At 53.0% G+C, this 11,400-nt stretch carries 15 protein-coding genes; 5 read left to right on the forward strand and 10 right to left on the reverse strand.

What is annotated here, in order from left to right; translation table 11 throughout:
- The first annotated feature begins 86 nt into the window (after positions 1–86).
- The 5 genes from rhlB to BLW37_RS14095 are packed head-to-tail and all read left to right on the forward strand — an operon-like array spanning position 87 to position 3,878.
- Positions 87–1,370, forward strand: coding sequence for an ATP-dependent RNA helicase RhlB (gene rhlB / locus BLW37_RS14075; RefSeq protein WP_091343965.1), 1,284 nt, complete (start codon positions 87–89; stop codon positions 1,368–1,370).
- Positions 1,342–2,865: a guanosine-5'-triphosphate,3'-diphosphate diphosphatase gene (gene gppA / locus BLW37_RS14080; RefSeq protein ID WP_091343967.1), complete on the forward strand. Its 1,524-nt coding sequence runs from the start codon at positions 1,342–1,344 to the stop codon at positions 2,863–2,865. Before rhlB ends, gppA begins: the two co-directional genes overlap by 29 nt.
- A complete protein-coding gene (locus BLW37_RS14085; RefSeq protein ID WP_091343969.1) occupies positions 2,865–3,356 on the forward strand; it encodes a GNAT family N-acetyltransferase in 492 nt (163 codons plus the stop codon). The genes gppA and BLW37_RS14085 overlap by 1 nt, the downstream gene beginning before the upstream one ends.
- Positions 3,334–3,582 (forward strand): GNAT family N-acetyltransferase, encoded by a 249-nt coding sequence (locus BLW37_RS14090; protein WP_091343971.1) that lies wholly within the window; start codon positions 3,334–3,336, stop codon positions 3,580–3,582. Before BLW37_RS14085 ends, BLW37_RS14090 begins: the two co-directional genes overlap by 23 nt.
- 56 nt (positions 3,583–3,638) lie before the next feature.
- Complete coding sequence (locus BLW37_RS14095) at positions 3,639–3,878, forward strand: hypothetical protein (RefSeq protein WP_091343973.1); 240 nt, start codon at positions 3,639–3,641, stop codon at positions 3,876–3,878.
- A gap of 9 nt (positions 3,879–3,887) precedes the next feature.
- On the opposite strand, the gene hemB is transcribed toward BLW37_RS14095, so the two are convergent.
- Genes hemB through ubiE form a run of 10 tightly spaced genes read right to left on the reverse strand, consistent with a single transcriptional unit; the run spans position 3,888 to position 11,329 of the window.
- Positions 3,888–4,898, reverse strand: coding sequence for a porphobilinogen synthase (gene hemB / locus BLW37_RS14100; RefSeq protein ID WP_091343975.1), 1,011 nt, complete (start codon positions 4,896–4,898; stop codon positions 3,888–3,890).
- On the reverse strand, positions 4,885–5,658 hold the full coding sequence (locus tag BLW37_RS14105) for a GGDEF domain-containing protein (protein WP_091343977.1): 774 nt from the start codon (positions 5,656–5,658) through the stop codon (positions 4,885–4,887). The genes hemB and BLW37_RS14105 overlap by 14 nt, the downstream gene beginning before the upstream one ends.
- Positions 5,658–6,449: a TatD family hydrolase gene (locus BLW37_RS14110; RefSeq protein ID WP_091343979.1), complete on the reverse strand. Its 792-nt coding sequence runs from the start codon at positions 6,447–6,449 to the stop codon at positions 5,658–5,660. The genes BLW37_RS14105 and BLW37_RS14110 overlap by 1 nt, the downstream gene beginning before the upstream one ends.
- A gap of 3 nt (positions 6,450–6,452) precedes the next feature.
- Positions 6,453–6,998, reverse strand: a complete 546-nt coding sequence (locus tag BLW37_RS14115) for a hypothetical protein (RefSeq protein WP_091343981.1) — start codon at positions 6,996–6,998, stop codon at positions 6,453–6,455.
- Complete coding sequence (gene tatC / locus BLW37_RS14120; protein WP_091343983.1) at positions 6,988–7,755, reverse strand: twin-arginine translocase subunit TatC; 768 nt, start codon at positions 7,753–7,755, stop codon at positions 6,988–6,990. The genes BLW37_RS14115 and tatC overlap by 11 nt, the downstream gene beginning before the upstream one ends.
- Positions 7,733–8,065: a Sec-independent protein translocase protein TatB gene (tatB, locus tag BLW37_RS14125; RefSeq protein WP_091343985.1), complete on the reverse strand. Its 333-nt coding sequence runs from the start codon at positions 8,063–8,065 to the stop codon at positions 7,733–7,735. The genes tatC and tatB overlap by 23 nt, the downstream gene beginning before the upstream one ends.
- Complete coding sequence (gene tatA, locus BLW37_RS14130; protein WP_091343987.1) at positions 8,066–8,302, reverse strand: Sec-independent protein translocase subunit TatA; 237 nt, start codon at positions 8,300–8,302, stop codon at positions 8,066–8,068.
- A gap of 34 nt (positions 8,303–8,336) precedes the next feature.
- A complete protein-coding gene (gene ubiB, locus BLW37_RS14135; protein WP_091343988.1) occupies positions 8,337–9,965 on the reverse strand; it encodes a ubiquinone biosynthesis regulatory protein kinase UbiB in 1,629 nt (542 codons plus the stop codon).
- A gap of 3 nt (positions 9,966–9,968) precedes the next feature.
- A complete protein-coding gene (locus BLW37_RS14140) occupies positions 9,969–10,574 on the reverse strand; it encodes a ubiquinone biosynthesis accessory factor UbiJ (RefSeq protein ID WP_091343990.1) in 606 nt (201 codons plus the stop codon).
- The gene (gene ubiE / locus BLW37_RS14145) at positions 10,574–11,329 is read right to left on the reverse strand and encodes a bifunctional demethylmenaquinone methyltransferase/2-methoxy-6-polyprenyl-1,4-benzoquinol methylase UbiE (protein WP_091343992.1); all 756 of its coding nucleotides are present in this window, start codon (positions 11,327–11,329) and stop codon (positions 10,574–10,576) included. The genes BLW37_RS14140 and ubiE overlap by 1 nt, the downstream gene beginning before the upstream one ends.
- Positions 11,330–11,400: the final 71 nt, after the last annotated feature.

The raw sequence follows: 11,400 nt of genomic DNA on the forward strand, positions 1-11,400 counted from the left end.
GAACTGGGCAGATCGACTGCAAAAAATGTCATCAATTTAAACGCGGCTGTTTCCTAATGCAAGGCGAACAGTTATGCTAGGCTGGTATGAATAAAACACACTTAACATCGCACAAATTCGCTGATTTCGCATTGGCACCACAGATCCTGGACGCACTGAACAGTCTGGGTTTTAGCTATTGTACTCCAATCCAGGCACAGTGTCTGCCCCTGGCGCTAAAGGGCAAAGACATTGCTGGCCAGGCACAGACCGGAACCGGTAAAACCCTGGCGTTTTTAACCGCTACCTTTCATTACTTACTAAACAATGAGCCCAGAGGCTCGGGGCAGCCACGCGCCATCATCATGGCTCCTACGCGTGAACTGGCGGTTCAGATCCATCAGGATGCCATGGCACTGGCAAAAAGTTCCGGTTTTCGCCTTGGCTTGATCTATGGGGGCGAAGGCTATGATTCTCAACGGCAGTTGCTGGAACAAGGCGTTGATATTCTGATTGGCACCACCGGCCGCTTGATTGATTACCAGAAACAAGGCCTGTTTCAGTTGGATCAAATTCAGGTGGTGGTTCTGGATGAAGCCGATCGCATGTTCGATCTGGGCTTTATCAAAGACATCCGCTTTTTATTCCGTCAGATGCCGCCGGCCAACGAGCGTCTTAGCTTGTTATTTTCGGCCACCTTGTCCTACAAGGTGCAGGAGCTGGCCTTTGAGCAAATGAACGAGCCGGTGCATATCCATATTGAACCGGATCAGATGACCGCCAGCCGGATCAGCGAAGAGCTGTTCTACCCGTCCGATCCAGACAAAATGAAGCTGTTGCTGACCTTAATGGAAGAAGAGTGGCCGGATAAAGCCATTGTCTTTGCCAACACCAAGCACAGTTGTGAGAACGTCCATGCCTGGCTGGAGGCCGATGGCCATCGTGTTGGCTTGTTAACTGGTGATGTGGTGCAAAAAAAGCGGCTGAAAATCCTGGATGATTTCACCCAGGGCCGACTGGACATTCTGGTTGCAACCGACGTGGCTGCTCGTGGCTTGCATATTCCAATGGTTAGCCATGTGTTTAACTTCGACTTGCCGGACGATTGCGAAGACTATGTGCACCGTATTGGTCGTACCGGCCGGGCTGGCGAAAGCGGCAAGGCCATCAGTTTTGCCTGTGAGCGCTATGCTCTTAACCTGACTGCTATTGAAGACTACATCCGTCATCCGTTGCCAGTCACCCAGTACGATGCGGATGCGTTGTTAACCGATTTAACCACGCCTAAACCCCGGGCTCGCCGTCGTACCACTACTGCACGCAGTGGTGGCGGAGGCCGTGGTCGTAGCGGATCCAACCCAAATGCCAGCCGACGTCCCCGCAGTCGCTGAGCCAGCGCGCTCAGATCAGCAGGATATCTACGCCGTCATCGATCTTGGCTCCAACAGCTTTCATATGCTGATGGTCAAGGTGGTTGGCGGCAGTGTGCAGGTGATAGGCCGGGTCAAACGCAAAGTGCGGCTGGCCGCCGGTCTGAATGAAAATCTGGTGCTTAGTCGCCGGGCCATGAAGCGGGGCTGGGAATGTCTGGCCCTTTTTGCCGAGCGGCTGCAGGATATCCCGCCGCAAAACGTGCGTATTGTCGGCACCGCAACCCTGCGGCTGGCGCGCAATGTCAAAACCTTCCTACACGATGCCGAGCACATTTTGGGCCACCCCATCCGGGTGATCAGCGGGGAAGAAGAAGCCCGCATTATCTATCTTGGCGTTGCTCATACCTCCAATTGCGAACAAAACCGCCTGGTGATTGATATCGGCGGTGCCAGCACTGAAATTGTGATTGGTAAAGGTTTTGAACCCCTCAAGCTCAGCAGCCTCCATATGGGCTGTGTCACCTTCCTCGATGCCTACTTTGCTGATGGTTTGCTGACCGAAGACAACTTTAACACCGCGATTGCGGCCGCTGAGCACACCCTGGCTCCGATTTTACCGGAGTTTACCGGGCTGGGCTGGCAGGTAGCGGTAGGCGCTTCCGGCACCGTGCAGGCCATGCAGGAAATTCTGATTGCTCAGGGCATGGATGAGACCATTACCCTGGAGCGGCTGGAAGCCATTATGCAGCAGGCAGTGGTCTGCGGCCGGCAGGATCAGCTTAGCTTGGTGGGACTGGCGCAAGAGCGCCGGCAGGTGTTTCCATCTGGCCTGGCCATTCTGATAGCTTTGTTCCGTGCTTTAGGCATCAAAGGTATGACCTTATCGGGTGGCGCCTTGCGCGAAGGCGTGCTGTACAGCATGTTGCCCGAGCTGCAGGAAAGCGATGTGCGCCACCGTACCATTGCCAGCCTGATGGTGCGCTATCATATCGATCAGCAGCACGCCAACCGGGTGGCGGATATGGCCCAGTCATTAGCACAGCAACTGAGCCCGCGCTGGTCGCTGACTGCCTTCGATGGCTTGGGCTTGTTGCATGGAGCGGCGCTGCTGCATGAGCTTGGCCTGTTGATCGAATACAAAAATCACCACCATCATGGTGCTTACATCATCAGCCACTCCGATTTACCCGGTTTCACCCGGGCTCAGCAGCAGCTGCTGATGGCACTGGTGCACAACCACAGAGCCGATATCAATCGTGAGCTAATTGCCAAACAAACCATGACTTCGGTGTTGCTGACGGTCCGACTCAGCCGGATCCTCAGATTGGCAGTAGTATTGTCCATGCGCCGACGGCACGAGGCCTTACCCAATGTCACTCTGACTGGCAAAGGCGAACAGTTGGTGCTGCAGCTGCCCGCTGGCTGGCTGGATCAACACCCGCTGATGCGGGCTGAACTGGAGCAGGAAGTGCAGTACCAGCAAGCCGCTGGCTGGGAGCTGGAGCTGCAGTGATGGTCTTGCTGCAGCCGTGTTCAACCCCTATTCCACCTGAGCTCTGGCAGCTCAAGGTTGCTCCGGACCAACAAGACTTTGTGTTGCCCATTAGCTGCATTATTGCTGAGCAGCAGCCGAACGAGCACTTTCAGCTTGTGCATCACCAGCAGCAACTGGCAGGCTTTTTTCTGCTGGATACCGGCTACAGCCAGCAGCATGCATTTGCAGAGCCATCCGATCTTGGCCTGCGCAGTTTCTTTATTGACCAGCAGGCTCAGGGGCGGGGCATCGCCAGTGCTGTATTGCGTCAGCTGCCTGCCTATTGCCGGCAGCAATTCCCCGGTTTCAAGCGGCTGGTACTGACCGTCAATTGCCGTAATCAGTCAGCCGCTCGCTTGTACCAAAAACATGGTTTTGCAGACAGTGGCCAGTTGTATCTGGGTGGTTCAGCCGGGCCACAGCATATTTTGTGGCAATCTCTGAGGAATGAACATGCGCTACGCCATTGAGCACCAACCCGAGTTGCAGCGCTTTCGCATTGTGCAGCAAGGCGAAGAAGCTTTGCTGGAGTACCAGCTGCTTGGTGATAGTGTCGACTTCTGGCGCACCTTTGTACCGGATGCGCTGCGCGGCCAGGGCATGGCTGAGCAGTTGGTACGGCATGGGCTTAGCTGGGCGCAGCAAAAGCAACTGGCGGTACAAGCCAGCTGCTGGTATGTGCAGAAATTTTTGTGATCTGAACTTGTAAAAAGGAACATGCGGCCTATTAGTGACTGCTAAGGAACCTGACCATGATGAACTTTTACAACCGCTACGCCAGCAAGCATTACCAAAACCGGCCATTTAAAGCTTTCATGCTGATCTTTGCTTTAATCTTAGGCTGGTTTATGAGTTACCTTGCGGATCAGTTGTATGCTTACACTGGAGCTGTGATTGTTGTAGCGGTGGTCACTAAGCATATACTTGAGTATATAGAAATGACCTATGAAAAACGTGATCAGTCTGTGGCACCGCGTGATGGTGAGAACTGACAGTGACTGTCAGTTCTTTTCTTCCTTTAACCAAATGGCTACTTTCTTAGCAAAATAAGTCAGGATGCCATCGGCGCCAGCGCGTTTAAAGGCGAGCAGGGATTCCATAACCACCGGTTTTTCTGCCAGCCAGCCGTTCTGGATGGCGGCCATATGCATGGCGTATTCGCCGCTGACCTGGTAGGCGAAGGTGGGTACGCCGAATTCGTCTTTGACCCGCCGCACGATATCAAGATACGGCATACCGGGTTTGACCATCACCATATCGGCGCCTTCGGTTAAATCCAGCGCTACTTCGCGCAGTGCTTCATCGCTGTTGGCCGGGTCCATCTGGTAGGTCTTTTTGTCGCCACCTTTTAAGTTGGCAGCAGAGCCGACGGCATCACGGAAGGGGCCATAGTAGCTGGAGGCGTATTTGGCGGAATAGGCCAGAATGCGGGTATTAACGAAACCGGCCTCTTCCAGCGCTTCACGAATCGCGCCAATGCGACCATCCATCATATCCGATGGCGCTACCACATCGGCGCCGGCTGCGGCGTGCGATAGTGCCTGTTTCACCAAAGCGGCGGTGGTGACATCATTCACCACATAGCCGCTATCGTCGATAATGCCGTCCTGGCCATGAGTGGTAAATGGATCCAGTGCCACGTCGGTAATGACCCCAAGCTCCGGCACTGCGGCTTTCAGCGCCCTTACTGTCCTTTGGGTGAGCCCATCTGGATTCCAGGCTTCTTCGGCTTGCAAAGATTTTTTTGCAGCGGGTGTCACCGGAAACAGCGCGATAGCAGGGATCCCCAGCGCCGCCAGTTGTTTGGCTTCTTCGACCAGCAGATCTACACTCAGGCGTTCAATGCCTGGCATGGAAGCAATGGCTTCGCGCTGCTGTTCGCCTTCCAACACAAAGACCGGGTAAATCAGGTCGTCGACTGTGAGTTTGTGCTCGGCCATCAGCCGGCGGCTGAAATCGGCCTGGCGCATCCGGCGCATACGAGTCCAGGGAAAGTCGTTAGGGTGTGACATGCTTGGATTCCTTTGTCTCGTCGTGCTGCAGCCTGTCTTGATGCAGCGGGGGCTGAGTGAGCACCTGGTTACGACCAGAGCTTTTGGCCTGGTAGAGAGCTTTATCGGCATGATGCACATAGAAGTCGATGCTGCTCTCGGCATGGGCTATAGCTGCGTAGCAACCGGCGCTGATGGTGATGCTTAGCTGGTGTTGTTGCACGGGTAAAGGCTTCTCTGCCAGCAGTGAACGAATACGCTCTGCCACTTGATAAGCGCCTGCATTATCGGTATTGGGCAGGATCAACGCAAACTCTTCACCGCCGTAGCGGCAGACCAAATCACTGCAACGTTTCAGCTGGCTTTGGATAAAGCCGGCAACCTGACGAATCACCTGATCACCGGCCAGATGGCCGAAGTCATCGTTTACTTGTTTAAACAAATCTATATCCAGCAGCACTAAGGCCAGTGGACGTTGCTCCCGGCGGCTGCGGTTAATCTCCGCCAGCATTTTACGATCAAAATAAGCTCGATTTTTTACACCAGATAGCGCATCGGTAGTGCTTTGGGTCTCCAGCAACTGATTTTTTTCAGCCAGCTCCTGCAGGGGGATTTGCAGTTCCAATGTACGCTCAGAGATAGTATTTTCAAGCTCAGCCTCCAGTTGCTGCAGATGTTTGCGATGCAGCCAGAGCAGCCAGGGGGTGATCAGCAAGCAACCAAGCAGGAAGCCAACACCAAGCGCCAGCAAGGTATAGGGGTGTTGCCAGAACTCGACCATCAGAGGCTGACTCCTGTGCGGTTTAATAACTGCAGGCTATTTAGCCGGCACTGCTCTTGCACCTGCTGCAAAGGCACGCCTTTTAGCCTAGCCAGTTGCTCTGCAATGGCTGGTAAATAGGCCGGCTCATTGCGCCGGCTTTTGGGCTTTGGTGCCAGATTACGTGGTAGCAGGTAAGGCGCATCGGTTTCCAGGCAGATCCGATCCAAGGGTAGGAAATGCAAAGCGGCAACCAGCTCCTGATTACGACGCTCGTCACAGAGCCAGCCAGTGATGCCAATGTAGAGCCCTAAATCCAGATAGGCTTTCAGCTGCTCGGTGTTGCCGGTAAAACAATGGGCAATGCCATGCTGGATCTGGTGTTCTTGCAGCAAGTCGTATTGTTGGTGAAATGCATCGCGCTCATGCAGGTAAACCGGTAATTGCAGCTCTTTTGCCAGCGACAATTGCTCAGAGAAAACCTTAAGTTGGCCCGCTTCCGAAGAAAAGTTGCGGTTAAAATCGAGCCCACACTCCCCGACAGCAACAATGGTATGGTCTTTCGCCAACTGACGTAACTGTTGTTGCCAACCTTCGCTGACCTGATCGGCCTGATGGGGATGTACGCCAGCTGTACTGAAGCAGACGGGATGTTGTTGACACCAGGCGATGTTCTGCTGCGCTTCCCTCAGATCCGAGGCAATCAGCAGCCAATGTTCAACCCCGGCAGCCTGAGCACGCTTTAGCAGCTCAGCCCGATCGTGATCAAACTGCGAGCTAAAGAGATTCACGCCCAGATCAAACCAAGCCATCGGTTACTCTATCCTGCGCACACGGGTCGAGCGGTTGCTGTTATCGTTGCTAAGCACAAAAGAACCCAGCATCGCTCTGCGAATGTAATGAGTTTGGCCTACCTCGATCGGGTAATACTCAGCCGAGCTTTGCCGCCAAACCTGGCCATTGTCAAAATGCACAACAAGGTGCTGACGGGCATCTTTGTCTACCTTGGTGACGGTAGCGTAAATCCGGTCCAGCTGTTCGGTTGGTCGCTGGGCCGTTTTACCAAAGCCAGCCTCAGCAGCCTCGGCGACTGCTGGTGGCTCAGGTTGGCGCTCAGAACGACGCTCTGCGGCTGCAGCAGCTTGACGCTCTGTACCTTGTTCGGTTGCCCGCTGTCTGCCGACAGCTTCTGTACTGCTTGCTGTGGCCAGTTGGTCATAACAATGCAGCCGCTCAGTGGCATTTTGCTGTTGCAGGCACTGTTGCAAAGCAGCCCTTAGGGTTGACTCCGAAGCCTGCAGCGGCAGTGTCCATAGCAATGGTAGCAAAAGGCTCAGCCAGCGAAGAGACTTAACTTTCATCCTTGACCTCCGGGTCAGTGTCGGTTTGCAGTTGGTCTTTGGGCTGGTAAAAGCGACCCAGCAATAAACCACATTCAAACAGGATCCACATTGGGATCGCCAGTAACGTTTGTGAAATGACATCCGGTGGTGTCAGCAGCATGCCGGCAATAAAGGCACCAACTACAATGTAAGGGCGCTTTGCAGCCAGAGCTTGCGGAGTGGTGGTACCTGACCAAATCAGCAGTAAGATCACCACCGGGATTTCAAAGGCAATACCAAAAGCGAAGAACAACTTCAGCACAAAGTTCAGATAACTGCTGATATCGGTAGCGATGGTGATGCTTTCCGGCGCGTAGTTGCTAAAAAAAGCAAACACAATCGGAAACACCACATAATAAGCAAAAGCAATCCCAGCGTAAAACAACAAGGTACTGGAGATGACTAAAGGTGCAACCAGGCGACGCTCTCGTTGGTACAAAGCCGGGGCAATAAACTGCCAGAACTGGAATAGAATATAGGGAATGGCGAGTGCGATGGCGACCATAAAAGTCAGCTTGAAAGGAGCGAAAAAAGGCGACGCCACATCAGTGGCAATCATGCTGCTGCCTTCTGGCATGGTGGCAATTAATGGCATGGCCAGTAGTTCATACAAATCGGTGGCAAAGTAAGCCAGGCAGGCAAAAACCACCAGTACAGCAATAATGCAGCGTAATAGTCGGTTACGCAGCTCGACCAAATGCCCCAACAAGCTGTCAGGTTCCGCTTGAATCGTCATGATGCTTGGCTGTGTTCTCTGTTGGGGCAGTGCTGGCTTTATTGACATCTTCGGCAGCTTTCTTGAGTTCAGCGACCGCTGCTTTTTCATCATCCGTCAAATCAAGAAAGCCCTTTTGCTCTGCCTGTTTTAGTTTTTGGTGCAGTTCATGCACGCGCAGGTTATCGTTTAGTTCAGCCTGCATCTGCTGACCAAACTGTTTGACCGAGTTGACAGTGCGCATGACTGAGCGAATGGCCCCGGGCAGCCGCTCGGGGCCGAGCACCAGCAAGGCAACCACCCCAATGACAAGTAGCTCCCAGAAACCCATTTAGTTTTTTTCGCGTTCTTTGGTTTTTTCAGTGTCCGTCTGTTCACGCTCCGACGGCTTATTGAGCTGTTCCGGCTCTTCCTTGTTAGTTTCATCATCTTTCACAGAGTTACGAAAGCCTTTGATGGCCGAACCGAGATCAGAGCCAATGCCACGTAATTTTTTGGTACCAAACAGCAATACGATGATTGCCAGCACAATCAATAATTGCCAGATACTAATGCCACCAAATCCCATATCAATGTCCTTTTACACCAAGAAACAGTTCAGGTTACGACCATACTGCTTTCGCAGCAAAAAATAAAGCGCCAGTTGCTGCCAATGCGGTAGTGAGCAGGCTGCCAGTGCTTAGCAGTATGCAGCTGGCTATCAGCAGAGAGCCGGCCGCTATGGTCGCCAGCAAGCGACTTTGATGCTGCTGTCGTTGTTGCAGTTGTTGTGCCATCAGTTCGGTCATGGCTTGTTGCTGTTTTGGCAGTTGCTCTAAGGTTCGGTGCAGCAGAGTTGGCATCTGCGGCAACTTTTCTGCCCAGAAGGGCGCATTTTCTTTCAGTTGCCGCCAAAGCGCTGGTAAGCCGATTTGTTGTTGCAACCAGTTTTCCAGGAAAGGCTTGGCCGTTTTCCACAGATCAAGTTGCGGGTAGAGCTGCCGGCCCAGGCCTTCAATGTACAGCAGGGTTTTTTGCAGCAGCACTAACTGTGGTTGCACCTGCATATTAAAGCGACGGGCGGTACTAAACAGGTTTAGTAGTACATGGCCAAAGGAGATATCGGCCAATGGCTTTTGAAAGATGGGTTCACAGACGGTGCGAATAGCACTTTCGAATTCTTCCACATTGGTATCAGCGGGTACCCAACCTGAGTCCAGGTGCAGCTGGGCAACTTTGCGGTAATCGCGATTAAAAAAAGCGACAAAGTTTTCTGCCAGGTAGCGTTTGTCTTCACTATTGAGCGTGCCAACGATACCACAATCGATGCCGATGTATTTGGGGTTCTCCGGGTGCTCGCGTGAGACAAAAATATTGCCTGGATGCATATCAGCATGAAAAAAGCTGTCGCGAAACACCTGGGTAAAAAATACCTCGACGCCGCGTTTGGCCAACAACTCCATATCGGTGCCTTGAGCTTGAAGTGCTGCAATATCGGAAACTGGAATACCATAGATGCGCTCCATCACCATCACATTGCTACGGCAATCATCACTGTAGACATAGGGGATATACAGCGAGTCGGAGTCCATAAAGTTGCGGCGCAGTTGAATGGCATTGGCGGCTTCACGTTGTAAGTCCAGTTCATCAAGGATGGTTTTGCGGTACTCAGCGACCACCTCGCGTGGCCGCAAACGTTTGCCATCTGGAAAAAAACGCGCGGCTGCTTCGGCGGCGGTTTCCATCAGCGATAAATCGGCCAGGATCTGCTTGCGAATGCCCGGGCGAATGACTTTCACGACCACATCGGCATCCGGGCCATCCGCTTGCTTCATTTTCGCAGCATGCACCTGAGCAATCGAGGCTGAAGCGAGTGGCTGCAGCGAGAAATCGCTGAATTTATCGTGAATCTGCTGCAGCCCCATGGCCCGCTCAATCAAAGACTGAGCTTGCTCGCCAGGAAAAGGCGCGACTTTATCCTGCAGCTTGGCCAGCTCGTCTGCCCACTCGGCGGGCAGCAGATCACGACGGGTAGAGAGCATTTGTCCAAGTTTAATCCATACCGGCCCAAGGCTTTGTAAAGCCAGTCGCAGTCGGACCCCCTGGGGTGCTTTCGGATGCTGATTACGCAGCCAAAAAGCACTTTTACGCAGCAGTCGCATGTACCAGGGGCGGTGCTTGATAGGTACCAGCTCATCCAGCCCATATTGCAATAAGGTTTTTTGGATTTGATAAAACCGACCGATGCGCATCGGTTACTCCTGCCATGGTTTTAGTTGATGCTGCAATCGCTCCAGCCGGGCATGCAGCTGGCTTACTTCGGCACTGAACTGCTCCACTTCCAAACGATTTGGCGTCAGCTGCAGTTCATCCTGCGCCAACTCCAAACTCATCTGCTGCAGAGCTTGCTGCTTTTGCTGGATGAATGTTGTTAGCTGTTGCAGCAGTCGATTTAATTTATGCGTCAGACCATCGCCAAGATACTGAGCAGTCCTCACTTGCCAATCCGGTTGCAGCTGCTGAAAAAAACTGCTGAATTGCTGCGCTACCTGAATATCACCATCAATCTGCACTGCATCTTTTTTAAGCAAGTGGGTCAGCTGGTTGGGATCGCGCAACTGCTTCAGGCTGGTCAGATCGGCACGGATGGCACAATCTACAGCTTCATCATGCAGGTTAAGCAGCAGGCTATTTGGTGTGGCGGTTAACACCAGCCGCCAGTCGAACTCGCTGAGCTGAAACGCCAATTGCCGGCCTGCCAATCGCTGCAATCTGGCCGCAGCCGCCGGATCCATTGCAATGATTTCAGCCAAAGCTTTTTCAGCCAAACCACAGAGCAATTGGGGGGCCAGCTGCAGCATCAGAATTTGTAGCCCCGGTGCAGGGCGACGATGCCGCCTGTAAGATTATGGTAACTGACTTCGGCAAAACCGACCTGTTCCATCATCTGCTGCAGGGTTTCCTGATCCGGGTGCATCCGGATGGACTCGGCCAGGTACTGATAGCTGTCGGCGTCACCAGCAACCAACTGGCCCATTTTAGGCAGTAGATTGAACGAGTAAAAATCGTAGGCTTTGTTCAGCAATTCGGATTGAGGTTTTGAAAACTCCAGCACCAGCAAGCGGCCACCAGGCTTCAGTACCCGGAACATCGAAGCCAGGGCAGCATCTTTGTTGGTGACATTGCGCAGGCCAAAGGCGATGGTAATGATATCAAAGCTATTATCAGCAAAGGGGAGAGCTTCGGCGTTGGCTTGCACGTACTCAATGTTATCTACCAGACCTTGATCGCGGAGTTTATCGCGCCCAACGGTCAGCATGGAAGCATTGATATCAGCCAGTACCACTTTGCCCGTTGGGCCAACCCGCCTGGAGAACAAGGCGGTAAGATCGCCAGTACCACCAGCCAGATCCAGTACCTTTTGCCCAGAACGAACCGCACTGCAGTCGATGGTGAAACGCTTCCAAAGACGGTGAATGCCAAAAGACATCAAATCGTTCATCACATCGTACTTGGCGGCTACTGAGTGAAATACGTTGGCTACCAGCGAGACCTTGTCGTCTTCTGCCACGGTTTTATAGCCAAAGTGCGTGGTTTTCGAGTTGCTGTCGGACATGTCAGAGCCTTGCAGATAAATTCAGCCGCTAGTGTAAAAGATCTGGCGGCAAGACGCCATCGGATCCGCGT

The organism is Alkalimonas amylolytica, from assembly GCF_900107845.1.
Classification (GTDB): domain Bacteria; phylum Pseudomonadota; class Gammaproteobacteria; order Enterobacterales; family Alteromonadaceae; genus Alkalimonas; species Alkalimonas amylolytica.

Coding starts and splice junctions, on each gene's coding strand:
- rhlB (WP_091343965.1), top strand. CDS start 87: ATGAATAAAACACACTTAACATCGCACAAATTCGCTGATTTCGCATTG.
- gppA (WP_091343967.1), top strand. CDS start 1,342: ATGCCAGCCGACGTCCCCGCAGTCGCTGAGCCAGCGCGCTCAGATCAG.
- BLW37_RS14085 (WP_091343969.1), top strand. CDS start 2,865: ATGGTCTTGCTGCAGCCGTGTTCAACCCCTATTCCACCTGAGCTCTGG.
- BLW37_RS14090 (WP_091343971.1), top strand. CDS start 3,334: ATGAACATGCGCTACGCCATTGAGCACCAACCCGAGTTGCAGCGCTTT.
- BLW37_RS14095 (WP_091343973.1), top strand. CDS start 3,639: ATGATGAACTTTTACAACCGCTACGCCAGCAAGCATTACCAAAACCGG.
- hemB (WP_091343975.1), bottom strand. CDS start 4,898: ATGTCACACCCTAACGACTTTCCCTGGACTCGTATGCGCCGGATGCGC.
- BLW37_RS14105 (WP_091343977.1), bottom strand. CDS start 5,658: ATGGTCGAGTTCTGGCAACACCCCTATACCTTGCTGGCGCTTGGTGTT.
- BLW37_RS14110 (WP_091343979.1), bottom strand. CDS start 6,449: ATGGCTTGGTTTGATCTGGGCGTGAATCTCTTTAGCTCGCAGTTTGAT.
- BLW37_RS14115 (WP_091343981.1), bottom strand. CDS start 6,998: ATGAAAGTTAAGTCTCTTCGCTGGCTGAGCCTTTTGCTACCATTGCTA.
- tatC (WP_091343983.1), bottom strand. CDS start 7,755: ATGACGATTCAAGCGGAACCTGACAGCTTGTTGGGGCATTTGGTCGAG.
- tatB (WP_091343985.1), bottom strand. CDS start 8,065: ATGGGTTTCTGGGAGCTACTTGTCATTGGGGTGGTTGCCTTGCTGGTG.
- tatA (WP_091343987.1), bottom strand. CDS start 8,302: ATGGGATTTGGTGGCATTAGTATCTGGCAATTATTGATTGTGCTGGCA.
- ubiB (WP_091343988.1), bottom strand. CDS start 9,965: ATGCGCATCGGTCGGTTTTATCAAATCCAAAAAACCTTATTGCAATAT.
- BLW37_RS14140 (WP_091343990.1), bottom strand. CDS start 10,574: ATGCTGCAGCTGGCCCCCCAATTGCTCTGTGGTTTGGCTGAAAAAGCT.
- ubiE (WP_091343992.1), bottom strand. CDS start 11,329: ATGTCCGACAGCAACTCGAAAACCACGCACTTTGGCTATAAAACCGTG.